This window comes from Sphingomonas sp., assembly GCF_036731925.1.
Lineage (GTDB): Bacteria > Pseudomonadota > Alphaproteobacteria > Sphingomonadales > Sphingomonadaceae > Sphingomonas.
In genome coordinates this window covers 48071-65734 of record NZ_DAINDJ010000001.1, presented here as the reverse complement: position 1 = coordinate 65734, position 17664 = coordinate 48071, and the positions used below count along the sequence as shown (strand labels likewise).

Here is a 17664-nt window from a genome sequence, read left to right as displayed (position 1 = left end):
GCCGGATGGACGAAAGGGGCATGGCGCGGCTACAGCAGCACCATGCCCGCAACGCCCGCCTGGCCGCCGCAATCCGCCCCCCGCCTGTTCGTCGAAGGCCCGCTCGAGCCCGGCCCGCGCCGCATCGACGGCCCGCAGGCGCATTATCTTGCGCAGGTGATGCGCCTGAAGCCGGGCGAAGCGGTGAAGCTCTTCGACGGCACCAGCGGCGAATGGCTCGGTGTCGCCCGCGACGTGGGCAAGCGCGACCTGACGCTGGAGATCACCGAGCAGCTGCGGCCGCACGAGGACGTGCCGGACCTGTGGCTGTGCGCCGCGCCGATCAAGAAGGGGCGGATCGACTGGGTTGCGGAAAAGGCCTGCGAGCTGGGCGTCGCGCGGCTGCTGCCCGTGCTCACCCGCCGTACCGTGGTCGACCGGCTCAACCTCGATCGCCTGCGCAGCCACATGATCGAGGCCGCCGAGCAATGCGGCCGCACCGCGCTGCCCGAACTGATCGAGCCGGTGAAGCTCCCCGCACTGCTCCGCGATTGGCCCGCTGACCGCGCCCTGTTCTTCGCCGACGAGACCGGCGGCGTACCGGCGCTGGAGGCGATGCGCGCCCGCCCAGGCCCGGCGGCGATCCTGGTCGGCCCCGAGGGCGGATTCGATGCCGAGGAACGGGATGCGATTCGCGCCGTTCCACAGGCGGTCGGCATCGCGCTCGGCCCCCGTATCCTGCGCGCGGAGACGGCCGCCGCCGCCGCCGTCACGCTGTGGATGGGTGCGGCGGGCGACTGGTAAACCGAACGGTACAAAAATCCGCTGGCGTCGTTTCGTCGGCATCGCTAGAGGCGCGAAAATGAGCACCAAGACCGTTTCGACCAAGACCGCGGCGGTCATCGAGGATCGCGCCCAGCTGGTGGAATATTTCGCGCAGGGCGAGAAGCCGGCGGAGCGCTGGCGCATCGGCACCGAGCACGAAAAGTTCGTCTATTGGATGGACGGCAGCCACCGCGCGCCCAGCTATGAAGAGCGCGGCGGCATCCATGCGCTGCTGATCGGCCTCACCGAATTCGGCTGGAAGCCGATCTACGAAGGCGAGCATGTCATCGCCCTGTCCGGCCCCGACGGCGCGATCAGCCTGGAGCCCGCCGGCCAGTTCGAGCTGTCCGGGGCGCCGCTGGAGAATCTGCACGACACCTGCGCCGAAACCGGCCGCCACCTGAAGCAGGTGAAGGCGGTGGGCGACCGGCTCGGCATCGGCTTCCTCGGCATGGGCATGTGGCCGGACAAGACCCGCGCCGAGCTGCCGATCATGCCCAAGGGCCGCTACGAGATCATGCTGCGCCACATGCCGCGGGTCGGCACGATGGGCCTCGACATGATGCTGCGCACCTGCACCATTCAGGTGAACCTGGATTATGCCAGCGAAGCCGACATGGCGAAGAAGTTCCGCGTCGGCCTGGCGCTGCAGCCGCTGGCGACCGCCTTGTTCGCCAACTCGCCCTTCACCGAGGGCAAGCCCAACGGCTATCTCTCCTATCGCAGCCATATTTGGTCGGACACCGATCCCGCGCGCACCGGCATGCTGCCCTTCGTGTTCGAGGACGGCTTCGGATACGAGCGCTATGCCGACTATGCGCTCGATGTGCCGATGTACTTCGTCTACCGCGACGGCAAGTATATCGACGCGGCGGGCCTGAGCTTCCGCGACTTCCTGAAGGGCGAGCTCTCGGTCCTGCCCGGCGAGCTGCCGACGATGGACGACTGGGCCGACCATCTCTCCACCGCCTTCCCCGAAGTGCGGATGAAGCAGTTCCTCGAAATGCGCGGCGCAGACGGCGGCCGCTGGGGCCGCATCTGCGCGCTGCCGGCCTTGTGGGTGGGCCTGCTCTACGATTCGGGTGCGCTGGATGCCGCCTGGGATCTGGTGAAGGGCTGGTCGATGGAGGGCCGCGAGGCACTGCGCAGCGCGGTACCCAAGCTGGCACTGGACGCGCCCCTGCCCGGCGGCGGCAAGCTGGCGGACATCGCCGGCGAAGTGCTGGAGATCGCCGGGGCCGGGCTCAAGGCGCGCGCGCGGCTGAACGGCTCGGGCGACAACGAGTCCGGCTTCCTCGACCCGCTTCGCGAGATCGTGCGGACCGGCAAGGTGCCGGCGCAGGTGCTGCTCGATCGCTATCACGGCGACTGGCAGGGGGACATCACGCGCGTCTATGGCGAGGCGAAGTTCTGAGGACCGAGACAATGGAGCTAGTTTGAATTACGCTAACAGATCATCCATCCGCCTAGTATAGATCAGGTAGAGACTTTGGTGGAGGAGTTATGCGATCCGCTCTATTAGGTCAGAGACCCAGGGAGCATCTATAAAAATTTCCGGACCAACATCTCGTAGAGCTTCCCAAACAATCCTAATCTCATTTTCCCATTCCAAGTCTATAGACTTCTGGAACGCCCCCTCCTTTAACAAACCATAATCGAACGGATTACAGCTCCGAACTTCGTAATCAACTGGCCCGAATTTTGGAGCAGATAGAACTCCGTTGGATCGACGCATCAATCTACGAGCAAATCTCTGGATCTCTGATATTCGGAAAATTGCTTCACCCTTATCTACGCGCGAGAAGTCAGGCTCTGCTGACGCGCAAAATATGTAAGTGGTCGGCAAAACGATCCGAAACGTATTATTCGCGACGATGACATTTTGTCCGCCCCACGGGATAGGGATCGGTCCTTCACTCAGCTTTTGGCGAACGGACTCAAATCTCGGGTTATTCGCGTTATCTAAGCTCACGCTCGGAACGACATACTCGACGACGCCTTCAAGTCGATCGCCACGTTCCCCTTCAGAAGCTCGATAACTAGCCAAGCTACCCAGCCGAATACCCCTTCCGCTTGCGAAGCTATCGGCGAAATCGGATTTGAGGTGCTTATACACGATCACAACCGCTGCCCTCTTTGATAGATTGCTTACGAAAGCATTTTACAATCAAGCAGCATAAAGCACCACGCTAGCTGGCGGTGACATATCAGCGACTTTCACGTGCTCCGTCCTTACCTCCCCTCCCGCAAGCGAGAGGGGGATAGTCGTTCGGATAGCCTCAAACCGTCGGCTTGCCGTCCACCCGGGCAGGCACGCCGGCACCGTCGCGCAGGTCCGCCGGCAGCAGCGCTTCCGGCAGGTCCTGGTACGACACCGGGCGCAGATAGCGGTCGATCGCCAGCGTGCCCACCGAGGTGCTGCGGCCGTCCGAAGTCGACGGGAACGGCCCGCCATGGACCATCGCATCGGTCACTTCCACGCCGGTCGGCCAGCCATTGGCGAGGATGCGGCCGGCCAGACGCTCCAGCGACGGCAGCAGTTCCTGCGCGATGGCGATGTCGGCATCGTCCATGTGCAGCGTCGTGGTCAGCTGGCCTTCGATCAGCGACACCACCTGCTTCAGCTCCTCGACATTGGCGCAGCGCACCAGCAGCGAGGTCGCGCCGAAGATTTCCTCGGCATGGCTGGGATCGGCGATGAAGTCCGCACCCTTCATGGTGAACAGCGCGGCGCGGCCACAGGTCGGGCCCTGGGCTTCGACGCCCTGGGCGAGCTGCTGCACGGTGGCGACGCCCGAGAGCTTGGCGACGCCGCTCTCATAGGCCTTGTGGATGTTCGGCGTGAGCATCACCTGCGCCGGCGCGCCGAGCATCGCTTCGCTGGCGGCTGCCAGGAAACGCTCGAGCGCCGGGCCTTCCAGCGCCAGCACCAGCCCAGGGTTGGTGCAGAACTGGCCGGCGCCCATCGTCACCGAGGCGACATAGCCCTTGCCCAGCGCCTCGGCGCGGGCTTCCAGCGCTGCCGGCAGCAGGAACACGGGGTTGATGCTGCTCATCTCGGCATAGACGGGGATCGGCACCGGGCGGCTCTGCGCGATGCGGACCAGCGCCAGGCCACCGCCGCGCGAACCGGTGAAGCCCACCGCGGTGATGCGCGGATCGCGGACCAGCGCCTCGCCCAGCTCGTTGGCGGTGCCGGCGACCATCGAGAACACGCCTGCCGGCATGCCGGTCTTTTCCACTGCGCGTGCGATCGCCGTCGCGACCAGCTCGGCCGTGCCCGGGTGCGCCGGGTGGCCCTTCACCACCACCGGGCAACCGGCGGCGAGTGCCGAGGCGGTGTCGCCGCCGGCCGTCGAGAAGGCGAGCGGGAAGTTCGACGCGCCGAACACCGCGACCGGGCCCAGCGGCACCATGCGCAGGCGCAGATCCGGCTTGGGCAGCGGCGCGCGATCGGGGATCGCATGGTCGATGCGGACGCGGAGATAATCGCCCAGGCGCAGTTCCTTAGCGAACAGGCGCAGCTGGCCGGCGGTGCGGCCGCGCTCGCCCTGGAGGCGGGCCTGCGGCAGGCCGCTTTCCTGCATCGCGCGCTCGATCAGTTCGTCGCCCAGCGCTTCGATTTCCTCGGCGATGGCTTCGAGGAACTTGGCGCGGTCTTCGCGGGGCAGGCTGGAATAGGGCAGGAACGCGGCTTCGGCGGCGGCGCAGGCGGCGTCGACGTCTTCCAGCGTCGCGGTGCTGAAGCTGGGCTCGATCTCGCTGCCGGTCGCGGCGGCAACGGCGCGGAAGCCGGCGTCGCGAGCGACACGCTTCGATGCGATGAACAATTCTCCGGTCAGCGCCATGGCGAGATCTCTCCGATTCTGGTCGTGAAGTTAGCGGTAACAGTGGTAGTGGCAGGTAAGCGTTGGTGACCCCCGGCGCAACCGCCGGCGCCCCCATGACGCCAGCCCGGTCGGGAAATCAAGCGAATGCCCGACCGCGCCGCCGCGCTATTACTCCGCGCAGTTCGGATGCGCTAACCAAATGTGCTGGGCACGGGCAGATTCGAGCCTCTGGGCGGAAGATTCGCCCATGGCTGTCGAATGCAGCGCTGCAGGAGGAAGATACGGCTTCGGATCGACTGACCCGGTGGCGGAGACGGAGGGAGTGTCCGCTTGGGATGCATCAACCCATTGAATCACATTGGAATCAGCTACTTACCCCCTTGTTGTGGGGTACATCTTCGGGGTACATCGGGGGTACATTGATCCTCTAGGGAGCTCGAAATTGACGACCCGCAAGGCCCGGCTTGGCCAATATCTTGAGTGGCACAATGGCAGTATCCGGGTGACCGTCCCCGTCCCGAAGCCGGTGCAGGAGCGACTTGGCACCACCCGCCTTAAGCGTTCGCTGAAGACGGACAGCCCAGCCAACGCCGAACGAATCAAGCACGCGATCATCCACGAATTGAAAGCGCGCATCGTGAACGCCGAGCGTGCCACCGATGGTCTCACGGGCGAAGCGATGGACTGGCGGCAGTCCCTGGTAGCGTCCGACCCCGGCCGGGCACGCGAGGCCATGGAATGGCTCCTGCACGACCGCGCCGAGGAACTGGAGCAGAAGCGTGGGCTGACCGTCGCGCGCGAGTTCGTCGCGGTGGCCACCGGCGAAGCCACGCCCATCGACACCCTGCTGGAATCCTACCTCGCCACCTGCGGTCTCAAGCCACGCACCCAAGACGGCATCCGCCGGTGCGTCCGGATCTATCAGGAATGGGCAGAGCGGAACCGCGAGCCTACCACGATGGAGCAGGTGACGCGGAAGGTCGCCGGTCGGTTCGTGTCGGACCTGCTGACGCGCATGGCCCCACAGTCGGCGGTCACCTACACCAAGTTCCTCGGGGGTTACTGGCGATTCCTTGAGGGCAAGGGATACGTGTCCGAGGTCCCGTGGACGGGCCAGCTGAAGGGCGTGAAGCAGGCTCAGAAGCGCCGCTCAGCCGTCATGGAGGCGACCACCAGCACCACCGGCGGCAAGCGCCCCTACACCGACGAGGAAGCCCGTGCGCTACTATACGCCGTGCCGGAGGGCCCGGTTGACCAGCGGACGCTGGACCTTGTGTGGATTGGCGCGCTGTCAGGCATGCGCCTGGACGAGATTTGCAGCCTGCGGGTGCGGGATTGCGCAGACGGTTGGTTCAACGTCAGCGCCGATGGGACGGGCAAGACCGACGCTGCCACCCGCCGGGTGCCTATGCACCCCGGCCTGACCGCCATCGTTGCGAAGCGGGTCGCCGGAAAGAAGCAGGGCGACTACCTCATCCACGATCTTCCGGAGCCCCCGAAAGATTCGGTCCGCGAACGCTCCATGCCCGCCAGCAAGGCCTACACGCGCTTCCGGCGGAGGCTGGGGATTGACGAGCGAGCCGAGGGACAGCGCCAGTCCAACGTCGATTTCCACAGCTGGCGGCGCTGGTTCATCCGGAAGGCCAAGGACGCGGGTTGCGAACCGTGGACCATCGCGGACGTTGTGGGCCACAGCACAGACGACCTCCCGCTGGGGCTGACCATGGGCCGCTACCCGGGGAGGGCAAGCGACAAGGCTCTCACCGAATGCGTCCACTCTGTCGCGCCACCAGCCGCCTCTGTGTAGATCGGACCGACACAGACGAGCGCGTCGTTCGGCTCTCTGAGGAACCTTCCCCAGAGTCCTGGCCAAGCTGGACGCCGACGAGAAGGGTAAGAAGCCGATTCTTACCCCTGGCGGCACGCAGCAAATGCGCGTGGTGTCCCGTCCCGGCCTATCCAAGCTGATCCAGTGGCGCAATAAGCCGCAGGCCAAGAAGCGCGTTCCGGGCTGCACGCTCGCCGCGCCTCATAACCTTGAGATATTTGGCAAGCACTCGATATCACCCGTTCGGCGGGTGATATCCATCGCGCGCCCCATACCAAGACATGGTGTTCTTCGCGGTGTGCAGCACGGCTCAACCTTAATCTGGCGTAGGCTGGACCGAGAGTTGAAGCGGCACCCTCAAAACTTTTGAGGGTCAGCCCTGTCCACAATACAGGGGCGCTGCTTAGGAGCAGGCCGCTTTTCATCGGCTCTGCCAGAGCCAGCGGGCGGCCATGCCGATTATCCCTCACCCTCGGAGGGTGCGGTAACTAGGTGTATGAAACGGCTTCCGACGTCCTGAAGGTTCCCTGCATCTGCCCCGCAGGTTCCCGGCCGGTGCGGTTTCGGTTCGATCCTCCACCAGCCCCTGCCCTGCCATCGGCCGGAGCGCACGTGGCAATTAACCCTCACCCTCGGAGAAGGGAAACCGTAAGTGTTCACTGTCGGTGAAACTTCAGGCTCCTGAAGGTTCATCCTCCTTATCAGTCCCTCCGAGAACCTTGCCGTGAGACCCTTGTCTGGTCCGTTCGGGGAGGACGAGGGATCGCCAGACCCGCCGTCCACCCTCCGCCCCCTCCAGTTTCCATCGGCCGACCTCTCGCCCGCGCTGCGGGTGATCGACGGTCGCTGAGCGGGTCCGGTCATCTGTGGCGGGGACCGGACCCGCATGCCCTTCTCACCGCCTTGCCCATCCCCTTTCCCGATCCCGGCGCGTCACGCCGGTCCGGCGATGCTGCCCAGCGTCGCCCCTGCCACCGCTGCGCAAGCAGCCCGTTCAACCCCAAAGAGACCTACCGCCATGTCCGATACGACCACCAACGGTTCCTTTGCCGTAGACGGCACGGAGTCGACGTTCACCGCCACGACTGCCGATTACACGCTGACGCCCGACGAGGAGGCCTTGATCGCCGGGATCGAAGACCTCGACCCCATCGACTCCATCCCCTCGCCCGTGGTCGCCACCGGCGACACCTCCCGGTTCGCCATCGTCCCACCTGTCACCGCGCTGCCGCCCGCCCTGCAGGAATACGTTCGGCAACAGCTGGTCGGCATCCCGGAAGAGCGCCTTGCGGAAGCCGAGCGCGGCGCAGTTCTGCTCGCCATGCGGAAGAACGCGCTGGAGCTTCGGGTCAAGCAGGGCGCTGGCCCCGGTGCCACGCCCTACGCTCGGGAGCTTCTGGACATCTCGCGGGCCATCTATGACCTCGAACGCGAGTTCGACAGCATCACCGCCAAGCTGGCGGAGGTCGACCGCTATGAGACCGACACGGACCCGGTCACCGGCGCAACGTCGCCCCGCCCGGTCTATGCCGTCGACGGCCAGAGCCGCCGAGCCCTGGAACAGCGGCTGGCCCAGATCACCTATGAGATCAGCCTCAAGGACGGTGAGGAAGGCCGCCGCCGCCTCGCGAAGGCCAAGAAGGAAACCGCAGAGTTCCTGAAGGCCCAGCGGGATCAGCTGGCGGAGGACGCCGAGGCGCGAGCGATGGCCGAGCAGATGAACCGGGAAGCCCGGATCAAGGCCAAGGCGGAACTGTACGCCAAGCACAACCGGCACAACCTGAGCTAACGCAATGAGCAACGCCTTCCTCTGGTCCGCGCTCTGGCTCGCGCTGGCCTACGTCTGATGGCCCGCTACTCCTCCCGCGAGGGTCGCTGGCACGGTCGCCGCTTCACGCCGCTGCACCAGCCGACTGCCGAGCCCGACGACCGCGAGTGGCATACGCAACTGCCGAACGGCATGCTTGTGGTCGAGTACAGCAATCCCGTCCGTCGCCTGCCCTGCGAACCCCAGCCGGTGCTTGTGAAGGGCTCCGTTGGAACCGCCAAGGCAAACCCGGAGCCGTCCTGCGCAGAGGCCACAACGCCTCCGCCGGATCGCAGCAAGCCAACGCGGGACCACCGTGAGTGGAAGCCCGGTCTCGGTCGGGACTGATCCTCGACACCATCAACCATTGATCCTCCCCGCTCTGCCTCCGGGGAGGGTCGCCCATCGACTTGAGGCACCACGAGAGCATGACCGCCACACCACGCCCAACCGAGGCCCACGCCTCTCCCGCCACCCGCGACGATGCCATTGCCGCTATGTGCCGCGAATGCATTTACGACGACCTTGAGCCCGGCACGTGGCGCGAACAGTGCGCCGCCTGCACGGTGGCCGCCTGTCCGCTCTACGCCTTCCGCCCGGTTCCCGACGTGCGCTTGCATGGTCGCCGCCTGTCCCGGGAAGAAGCCGCAGCGCACGTGCAGGCCAAGCTTGCGGCCATCCGCCGGACGTCGCCGCGCGCGGCCTGAAACGGGCACCAATCACCAGCCGCCGTTGGTGATCCAGCACATCGCGGCGGGCTCAGGTCCGCTAGCTCCAGACAACCCACACCCCCGCCAGATCACCAGCGTACAGCGGGGGTGCCCACCACAGCGAGGGCCGCATGCCTGATGCGAAGTACTGTTCCGGGTGCGAGCAGACGCTCCCAGCTCCCGCGTTCTACACGCGCGCCGATGGGAGGCTCTCCAGCCGGTGCAAGAAGTGCAAATCAGCTGCCAACGCTGGACGACAGCGAGCGCGGACCGCCGCCCGCAATGCTGACCCAGAAGTCCTCCGCGCACGCCAGCAGCATGCCGAGAGGGTCAAGAGGGAGCGGGAGGCTCGGGAGCTTGCCCGCGCCGTCGCACGCGAGGCTGCCCGAGCGGAAGCACAGGCGCGCGCGACATCGCGGGTGAAGACCGGGGCCAAGCTCAAGGGCAACCGCCGCAAGGCGGTCCAGCCGGTCTCCCCGGAGGAACTGGCGGCGAACCGCGAACGAGTCGACTACCTGCTCCTGCTTCTGTCCGACCGCCACCCGACCGAACAGATTGCAACCGAGCAGTCCTGGAACGCAGCATATTCCGAGGTGGACCGCCTCTGGTACGTGTCGGGGGACCGCGAGTGCGTCGCCTGTCACCGGAGGGTCTCACCCCACCAGATGCTCCCCCCGATGCCGGGCAACGGACGACCCGGCATGTGCCGCCCGTGCGCAGCCTATGCCGAGGAAGAGAACCACCGCCGCACCTTCGGTCCGCTCATTGGCCCCCTTCAGTCCCGCCGCAAGCTGCGGATGCTGGACGGATCCTGGATCACGTTGGGCGAACTGGCCCGACGGCATCGCGCCCGCACAAGGGGACAGCCTCACCAATCACCGGCGCTTGCCGCCTGACCTCACCACAATCGGAGTTCCCATGGCCTCTGCCCTGTTCGACGACATTCACGCCACCGCCCGCTTCCCGCTTGCCGCCAGCGTCGCGGCGTTGAGTGCGCCCACGGATCCCCGCAGGAACGACTTGGCGCGGCGCGCGTCCGCCATCGCCCACCAGCAAGGTTATGACGAAGCGACCGAGGTTCTGCGCACCCGAGCCGCAAGGGCGCATTGAGGGCAAGCGCGCGCTAAATCACAAACGGCAGCTTCGCTGATTCGCTCGACTGTTCGAGAATGGTGGTTAGCTGCCGTTCCGCTTTAGGTCAGCACAAAGTGGATAGCAGACAGTCTGCATGTTACGTCGGGTCATGCTCCCCGTTCTCCTCCTCGCTGCATCCGCCATCTCCTCATCATCACAGGAACCGTCAAAAGAGCAGCTTCATTCTGCGATCTGGGCGGACCTTCAGCTGAACGCGATGATTGGCAACGGCAATTGGCCTGCATCGCTCTGGTATCAGGCAGGGAGCGACACCGCTCCCGACCTGCACATTCGGGATTTGACCTGCACCAAGGAAGGCTCACAGCCGCGTTGCTCGTTCAACCTGCACCGCGACGGAGGCCCTAAAACGGTGTTGGGCGAAGCTGCCGCCGCCGACTTGGCTTGCTCCGCCTCTTTCTTCGCTGACGGCGAAGGCTGGTCTGTGGTGCATACACCTCCGCGTCATGCGGGTCACAGCGTGACCTCTATGCGGTGCAAGGCCGTATAGCTCCAAACGTCCGGTATTCGGCGCAGTCGATTGCACGTGAATGTCGGCGCTTGGGCGGTTCCGGTCATTCGAGATTCAAGGGTCTACCGCCCAGTTTTGGCGCAGAAATCCGAAGCGTCATATCGCTCCTGACAATTGCCGCTTCCCCCCGTTAGGGGGGCACTCCACAGGGAGCAGCCCTCTACTCACGGTCGCCTTTGCTCTGTGGTAGCCAGCGCGTGTGCACATCGCGACGACCGGGCGGGATCAACCGTCCCCTCACATAGCTCAGAAGGTGTAACCTGCGCGCTAGGCTCAGAAGGTACCTTGACGAACCAAGTGAGCCATGGATATGAGCTAGGGAACAGCCACCCCTAACTTCCGAGCCACCCATGTCGCACCGTATCGCCTACTACCGCGTCTCGACCATTGACCAATCCATCGAAGCCCAGCGCGCCGCCATGGGTGGCCCGTTCGATCAGGAGTTCTCGGACGAGGGCGTTAGCGGCGGGGTGCTGGCCACGGACCGCCCCGGCTTCGCTGCGATGCTTGCGGCACTCCGCAAGGGCGATACCCTCTACGTCTACGCGGTCGACCGACTCGGGCGCGATGCCATCGACGTGCAGACCACCGTCCGTGACCTTCTGGCCACGGGCGTGACCCTGCACGTTCACGGCATCGGCCCCATCGGTGAAGGCGTGGGCGAGATCATCATTGCCGTCCTGGCCCAGATGGCCGCCATGGAGCGCCGCAGGATCGCCGAGCGCACCGAAGCTGGCCGTATGGCAGCCCGGAAGGCACTTGCGGAGACCGGCAGGACTCACCGGGGCAAGGAGAGCCTTGGCCGTCCGTTCGCCGCTGACGCAGCTGCGGTGCGGGAATGGCGGAAGGCGCAGAGCGCAAGCATCGCTGCAACCGCCCAGCATTTCGGCCTCTCGGCAGCGACGGTGAAGAGGTACTGCGCGGCAGGATAAGCTCCGGGTTTCCTTTGCCCTGCTTTTTTCGTGTTGGTTGCGAACTTTCCGACGGTTGTGGACAAGCCTAAAGTCTGATGCAGGTGATGAGAAATTCTTTAATCGTGCGTGCCTGACGACCCCTCACCCGCACTTCTGTAGTCGACACCGATGACGTCCCCGACCTCATACAGCAGGAGGAGCAGATACCGGCCTCCGGACCCGGCATATGCCTGAACGTCTCCTTGCGTCACCGCCAGACGCTGACCCTTCTTCAACTTCAGCCACGGGCATGCCTCTACCAGCCTAGCGTCAGCAACGCCGAACCGATGAGACAGGCAATTTCGAACCTGTTGGAGCTCAAATAGTTTCCGTCGATATTCGCTCTCCAGCGGGACGTTGATGCCCACCGCCTCCAACAAGCTGTCGAAGCGCCCCAGGCCATTCCGCAGCGGGCCCGCTAGTTCACGATCAATCACGTCCACGATGAACCTTGCCCTGTCTCGGCCACGCATAGTTGCGTACTCCGCAAGATCAATCCGAACTTTTGGAACCTTCAGCGTTTCAAGGGATGTAAACCTACGCTCGATACATAGAACTACGAAATCTATAACAAAGGTTTCGAGCCAGCTCCACAAAGCAACTACACCGAACCCATTCAGAGTAGCGAATCCACGCTCGATCTCTTTCTTCGCAAGTTCAGCACGCTGATTGGCTGCTTCGATTTTCTCGGGGGGCTTACCGAGAACAGCAACCAACCTAGGAACAGCAGGAATTGTCGAAATCCCTTCCGCACTCAGCCGCAGAACGTCCCTCAGCCTATCCAGTTCATCGAGAGCAGCGGTGAAGTATTCATCGACCCACGCTCGCTTCTTTGGCCCCGTCAACGCTGCCGCCCCCCAATCGAACCCACTCGCGTTTGGTAAGCCCTCACCAAGCGTAAGGGAAGCGGAGTCCAACCCTCGTCGGTCCCGGCCCGCAATCCCGCCGACGCGCGCGCAAGCGACACCGTCAATCGCATGATTGCGAATCTCGAACGGACCCGAAGGTCACGAGACATCGACTTTAATCGAACCGGCAGATCGGGGGTACTTACCGGGGGTACATTCTGGGGTACACCCGGTCGAGTCGCGGATGAGCAACGCGTTGAAATCGCACGACTTTATGAGCGCGAAATCAGGTGGCGGAGACGGAGGGATTCGAACCCTCGGTACGAGTAATCCCCGTACGGCGGTTTAGCAAACCGCTGGTTTCAGCCACTCACCCACGTCTCCGGAAGCGCCGAGGTCGAGCCCTATAACGAGCCCTTCGCCCGCAATCAACGGGGATAACCACATGGACGTGAAATCGAGTCGATCGAGCGCCCATTCATTGCCGTGACAGCACCGCTTGCCTAAGGATAGCGGGCGAAAATGAGCAAAGTTCGGGAAATGTTGATGATGCGATCGGGTTGGTTCACGCTTCTGGCAATCGCCCTGGCCGGGCTGGGCAGCGTGCCTGCATCCGCTCAGATGACGACGATCGATCCCAATACAGCGATCGATTCGGACCTGAGGTCGCCGCCCTCCCAGCAGCAGAGCGCGCCGCCGCCCGCACAGCAGCCCGAATCCTATCCGCCGGCGGATGCCGCGCCCCCGCCGCCGGTGCAGGCGGCACCCGCAAGCCCCGCAGCCGCCGATCCCTCTGCGACATCGGCGCGCCAAGCAGCCACTGACACGTTCGAGAGGGACGATCTGCTCGCCGCGGCAGAAGGCACCTTCGGCAAAGGCGCTTCCGGCCTCGCCAAGCTGCTCGAAGACATTCTGAAGGACCAGGGCAAGCCCAACGCCTATATCGCGGGCAGCGAGGCTTCGGGCGCGATCGGCGTCGGCCTGCGCTACGGCAAGGGCCAGATGTTCCACAAGGTGGAGGGGCAGCGGCCGATCTACTGGACCGGCCCGTCGATCGGCTTCGACCTGGGCGGCGACGCCAACAAGGTGTTCGTGCTGGTCTACAACCTCTATGACAGCCAGGAAATCTACAAGCGCTTCCCGCAGGGCGAGGGCCATGCCTATCTGGTCGGCGGGTTCTCGGCCTCGTATCTGCGCCGCGGCGATGTAGTGCTGATCCCGGTACGCCTTGGCGTCGGCTGGCGGCTCGGCGTGAATGCCGGCTATATGAAGTTCAGCGAGAAGCAGCGCTGGCTGCCCTTCTGATCGCGAGACGGCGGGGCAGCACCGGCAGCCCCGCCCTTTGCGATCAGCCGAATTCGACGGCCTCGAACTTCACCGGCTCGCCGATCGCCTGCTCGGCGAGTTGCGCTTCCCACATCACCCGGTGGCCGCGGATGATGGTGCCGACGGGCCGGCCGGTCAGCTCCATGCCAGTGAACGGCGACCAGCCGCAGCGCGACTCGAGCCAGCTTTCCTCCACCGTCCAGCGGGCCTTGAGGTCGACGACGGTAAAATCGGCGTCATAGCCCGGCACGATCCGGCCCTTGCCGACCATACCGAAAATGCGCTGGGGCCCGGCACTGGTCAGGTCGATCAGCCGCTGCAGCGTCAGCCGGCCTTCCGCGACATGGTTGAGCATCAGCGGCAGCAGCGTCTGCACGCCGGGCATGCCGCTGGGGCTGTCCGGATAGGGCTTGGCCTTCTCCTCGCGGGTATGCGGCGCATGGTCCGAACCGAGCACGTCGGGCACGCCCTGGCGCAGCCAGTGCCACAGCCCGTCGCGATGCGCACCCGATCGGATCGGCGGGTTCATCTGCGCGAAGGTGCCGATGGCGGGATAGGCCTCCTCGCCGGCCAGGGTCAGGTGCTGCGGCGTCACCTCGCAGGTGGCGATGTCCTTGTTCTGCCCCAGAAGCTCCAGCTCTGCCGGGGTGGTGACGTGGAGCACATGGATCCGCCGCCGAGCCGCGCGCGCAAGGCCCAGGATCCGGCGGGTCGCCAGGATCGCGCTCTCGTCGTCGCGCCACACCGGGTGCGACGATGGGTCTCCCGCCACGCGCTCGCCAAGCCGTTCCTGCATGCGGAACTCGTCCTCGGCATGGATGGCAACGCGCCGGTGGCCGGAGGCAAGCACGCGCGCGAGATTGGCGTCATCCGAGACCAGCAGGTCGCCGGTCGAGGCGCCCATGAAGATCTTCACGCCCGCTGTGCCCGGCAGCCGCTCCAGCTCGGCAAGATGCTCGGCATTATGGTTGGTTGCGCCGACATAGAAGGCATGGTCGCACCACATGCGGTGATGCGCGCGGGCGAGCTTGTCGGCGACGGCGGCTTCGCTGTCCGTATTGGGCTTGGTGTTCGGCATCTCGAACACCGCGGTCACCCCGCCCAGCACGGCGGAGCGGCTGCCGCTTTCCAGGTCTTCCTTATATTCCAGTCCCGGTTCGCGGAAATGCACCTGGCTGTCGATCACCCCGGGCAGAACGTCGAGTCCGGTGCAGTCGATCGTCTCGCCCGCATCGCTGACGTTGCCGATCGCAACGATCTTGCCGCCGGATACGCCGATATCGACCGCTGCCGGGCCGCTGGGAAGATGGACGCGGCCGCCGCGCAGCTTGAGTTCGACATTCGCCATGGCTTGCCTCTTTCGTGAGCGTTGGCTGCGTCCTACCTGTTCACCATGGACGATACCAGCACCTGGCTTGACGATCGCGCGCTGCTGCGCCTCACCGGCGATGATGTTCGCGGCTTTCTGCAGGGCCTGCTCCCGCAGGACCTCGCCCGCGTGATGCCGGGGACGCCGCAATGGGCCGCCCTGCTCACGCCGCAGGGCAAGGTGCTGTTCGACTTCCTGCTCTGGGCAGAGGGCGACGCCATCCTGATCGATTCCGAGGCCTCGGCCCGCGATGCCCTGGCCCGCCGGCTGACCATGTACCGGCTGCGCCGCGCGATCACGATCGAGCCGGCAGAGGGCGGCGTGCACTGGTCGCCGACGCCGCACCCCGGCGCCGTGCCGGATCCGCGCCTGCCCGAGCTTGGCTATCGCTGGCTCGGGCCGAACGGCGGTGAGAGCGCCGCGGATGCCTGGCGTGCGCATCGCCTGTCGTTCGGCGTCACCGAAGGTGCGGCCGAGCTGGGGACGGACAAGACCCTGTGGCTGGAATGTAATGCGCAGGAACTGCACGGCGTCAGCTTCACCAAGGGCTGCTATGTCGGCCAGGAGAACACCGCGCGGATGCACTATCGCGCCAAGGTGAACCGCCGTCTGGTCGTTGCCCCCCTTGGCGAACCGGGAGATCGCACCCGCGCCACTTATCCCACGCTCGACAAAATGGTGGAACTGCGCCGGGTAGAGACGCCGGGCGACGCCTTGCTGCCCGATTGGCTGGCCGCCGCGCTCGCGGCAGAGGCGTGAAGGCGGTTCAGCCGAGCCGCTTTTGCAGGAAGAAGCGCTGGTGACCGGGGGGAAAGTCTACGATCGTCCCGAACACCGCAAAGCCAAGCTTCTCGTAAAAGCCGCGCGCCTGAAACGAAAAGGTGTCAAGCCAGATGCCGACACAGCCGTGCGCGCGCGCGATGGCTTCGGCACGGTCCATCAACTGGCTGCCACAACCGATGCCGCGATGGCTTTCGGGGACTGCCAGATATTCAATGAACAGCCAATCATAGGCGCATTCGCCCCATAGGCCGCCCACCCGCTCGCCCTGTTCGTTCGCGAGCACGATGGCGACGGGCTTGTAACGCAGATCGCCTGCCCGGACGATGTTGTAGGCGCGCAGCGGCGCCAGGATTGCGTCGCGATCCGCGCCGCTCGGCGTTTCGGGGATGTGCAGGTCCAGCGTCATCCGCCGACCCTGTCGCCCGCGCTGCAGTTCCGCAAGCATTGCGCCGCCGATACCGGCGCCGCGCCCAGGGCGCGCACAAAAGAAAGGGAGATCGGTTGCCCGATCTCCCCTCCTTGCTTCCATCCCTTGCGGGAAGGCGGCAATTACATGCCCGAACCCGGACCGTACGTGATTTCCACGCGACGGTTCTGGAGCTCGCGAACGCCATCGGCGGTCGGAACGCGCGGGTTGCTCTCACCGAAGCCCTGAGCCTGCATGGCGGCGTCGGGGATACCCTTGCCACCCATGTAGCTGCGGACCGTGTCAGCGCGACGCTGCGACAGACCAACGTTGTAGCTCGCCGAACCCGAACGGTCGGTGTAGCCGGCGATCACCACCTTGGTGTTGCTGCAATCGGCATAGTTGCTGATCGCATTGTCCAGGATGCTCGCTGCTTCCGGCGTGACGTCCGACTTGTTCCAGTCGAAGAACACGATGTACGGGCCAGGCGTGCAGACCTTGGCTTCCGGAGCCGGGGCCGGCGCGGGCGGCGGAGCGGGCTCAGCAACCGGAGCCGGCGGCGGCGGCGGCGGCGGAGCGACGGGCTCTTCCGGCGCACCGAAGTTGTAGGTCAGGCCGACGAGCAGGCTGTGCGAGCGATAGCGACCCTTCCACTGGTTGCCACCGATGTCGGTCAGCTTGACGTCGGGCGCGTTGAAGAAGCGGTACTTCAGCGACACGTCGACGTTCTTGTTGATCGGCGCGCGAACGCCGGCCAGCGCCTGCCATGCGAACACGGTGTCGGAGTCGTTCACGGTGTCGGCAGGACCCGAAACGCGCAGGCGGTTCTTGATGCGCGCAACGCCCGCACCGCCGCCGACGAAGCCCTGCAGGCCGTTGTCGTCACCGAAGTCGAGCAGGCCGTTGACCATGAACGACAGCGCCGAGGTGCTGCCGCTGGCCTGGTCATAGCTGCCCGCGGGAGCCGGGAAAGCGCTGGTTGCGAGCGCAACGGCCGAACGAGCGCTATCCACACGTGCACGGCGATAGCTTACTTCGGCTTCCGCGCGGAACGGACCGAAGTCATACCCGATTTCACCACCAACGTCGTAGCCGACGTGGTTGTTCTGCGTCACAACATCCTTGCTGGCGCCAACGTCGAAGTGAATGTCCTCGACGAGCATCGCGCCGCCTTCAACACCCACGTACCACGCGTCGTCGCGGGCGAGGGCGGGCGTGCTCAGCGCGGTCGTGGCGAGCGCCAAAGTGACGGCAAGCTTCCGCATCATAATCCCCTTTCATGGTCGTCCATACGGACAGGCCAAACTCACTACTCAAACCAAAGTTTCGGCGCAAGC

Annotated in this window: 16 protein-coding genes and 1 tRNA gene; 11 read left to right on the top strand and 6 right to left on the bottom strand. The window is 65.1% G+C overall.

Annotated features, from left to right (window positions below; translation table 11 throughout):
- The first annotated feature begins 42 nt into the window (after positions 1-42).
- On the top strand, positions 43-783 hold the full coding sequence (locus V7E00_RS00360; protein ID WP_333570832.1) for a 16S rRNA (uracil(1498)-N(3))-methyltransferase: 741 nt from the start codon (positions 43-45) through the stop codon (positions 781-783).
- 58 nt (positions 784-841) lie between these two features.
- A complete protein-coding gene (locus V7E00_RS00355) occupies positions 842-2218 on the top strand; it encodes a glutamate--cysteine ligase (protein ID WP_333570831.1) in 1377 nt (458 codons plus the stop codon).
- 865 nt (positions 2219-3083) lie between these two features.
- Here V7E00_RS00355 and V7E00_RS00350 read toward each other — a convergent pair.
- Positions 3084-4652 (bottom strand): aldehyde dehydrogenase (NADP(+)), encoded by a 1569-nt coding sequence (locus V7E00_RS00350; protein WP_333570830.1) that lies wholly within the window; start codon positions 4650-4652, stop codon positions 3084-3086.
- Positions 4653-5076: 424 nt separating this feature from the next.
- Here V7E00_RS00350 and V7E00_RS00345 point away from each other — a divergent pair, with 424 nt between their 5' ends.
- The 7 genes from V7E00_RS00345 (at position 5077) to V7E00_RS00315 (ending at position 11574) form a co-directional block, all read left to right on the top strand.
- Positions 5077-6441, top strand: coding sequence for a tyrosine-type recombinase/integrase (locus V7E00_RS00345; RefSeq protein WP_333570829.1), 1365 nt, complete (start codon positions 5077-5079; stop codon positions 6439-6441).
- 1039 nt (positions 6442-7480) lie between these two features.
- Positions 7481-8251, top strand: coding sequence for a hypothetical protein (locus tag V7E00_RS00340; protein WP_333570828.1), 771 nt, complete (start codon positions 7481-7483; stop codon positions 8249-8251).
- A gap of 446 nt (positions 8252-8697) precedes the next feature.
- Positions 8698-8976, top strand: a complete 279-nt coding sequence (locus tag V7E00_RS00335; RefSeq protein ID WP_333570827.1) for a hypothetical protein — start codon at positions 8698-8700, stop codon at positions 8974-8976.
- A gap of 422 nt (positions 8977-9398) precedes the next feature.
- Positions 9399-9875, top strand: a complete 477-nt coding sequence (locus tag V7E00_RS00330; RefSeq protein ID WP_333570826.1) for a hypothetical protein — start codon at positions 9399-9401, stop codon at positions 9873-9875.
- Between the two features lie 22 nt (positions 9876-9897).
- Positions 9898-10089 (top strand): hypothetical protein, encoded by a 192-nt coding sequence (locus tag V7E00_RS00325; RefSeq protein WP_333570825.1) that lies wholly within the window; start codon positions 9898-9900, stop codon positions 10087-10089.
- Positions 10090-10222: 133 nt separating this feature from the next.
- On the top strand, positions 10223-10621 hold the full coding sequence (locus V7E00_RS00320) for a hypothetical protein (protein ID WP_333570824.1): 399 nt from the start codon (positions 10223-10225) through the stop codon (positions 10619-10621).
- 371 nt (positions 10622-10992) lie between these two features.
- The gene (locus V7E00_RS00315; protein WP_333570823.1) at positions 10993-11574 is read left to right on the top strand and encodes a recombinase family protein; all 582 of its coding nucleotides are present in this window, start codon (positions 10993-10995) and stop codon (positions 11572-11574) included.
- Positions 11575-11672: 98 nt separating this feature from the next.
- On the opposite strand, the gene V7E00_RS00310 is transcribed toward V7E00_RS00315, so the two are convergent.
- Together V7E00_RS00310 and V7E00_RS00305 are read right to left on the bottom strand one after the other, a co-directional pair.
- Positions 11673-12440: a hypothetical protein gene (locus V7E00_RS00310; RefSeq protein ID WP_333570822.1), complete on the bottom strand. Its 768-nt coding sequence runs from the start codon at positions 12438-12440 to the stop codon at positions 11673-11675.
- Positions 12441-12734: 294 nt separating this feature from the next.
- Positions 12735-12827: transfer RNA gene (locus V7E00_RS00305), tRNA-Ser, on the bottom strand.
- Positions 12828-12989: 162 nt separating this feature from the next.
- Here V7E00_RS00305 and V7E00_RS00300 point away from each other — a divergent pair.
- Positions 12990-13748, top strand: coding sequence for a DUF1134 domain-containing protein (locus V7E00_RS00300; RefSeq protein WP_333570821.1), 759 nt, complete (start codon positions 12990-12992; stop codon positions 13746-13748).
- Between the two features lie 43 nt (positions 13749-13791).
- On the opposite strand, the gene V7E00_RS00295 is transcribed toward V7E00_RS00300, so the two are convergent.
- Positions 13792-15117 carry a dihydroorotase gene (locus V7E00_RS00295; RefSeq protein ID WP_333570820.1) on the bottom strand — a complete coding sequence of 442 codons (1326 nt, stop codon included), beginning with the start codon at positions 15115-15117 and terminating at the stop codon, positions 13792-13794.
- Between the two features lie 45 nt (positions 15118-15162).
- Between V7E00_RS00295 and ygfZ the strand changes: the two genes are divergently transcribed.
- Positions 15163-15897 (top strand): CAF17-like 4Fe-4S cluster assembly/insertion protein YgfZ, encoded by a 735-nt coding sequence (ygfZ, locus tag V7E00_RS00290; protein ID WP_333570819.1) that lies wholly within the window; start codon positions 15163-15165, stop codon positions 15895-15897.
- A gap of 7 nt (positions 15898-15904) precedes the next feature.
- Here ygfZ and V7E00_RS00285 read toward each other — a convergent pair whose 3' ends face one another.
- Positions 15905-16366 (bottom strand): GNAT family N-acetyltransferase, encoded by a 462-nt coding sequence (locus V7E00_RS00285; protein ID WP_333570818.1) that lies wholly within the window; start codon positions 16364-16366, stop codon positions 15905-15907.
- Positions 16367-16470: 104 nt separating this feature from the next.
- The gene (locus V7E00_RS00280) at positions 16471-17592 is read right to left on the bottom strand and encodes an OmpA family protein (protein ID WP_333570817.1); all 1122 of its coding nucleotides are present in this window, start codon (positions 17590-17592) and stop codon (positions 16471-16473) included.
- Positions 17593-17664 lie beyond the last annotated feature (72 nt).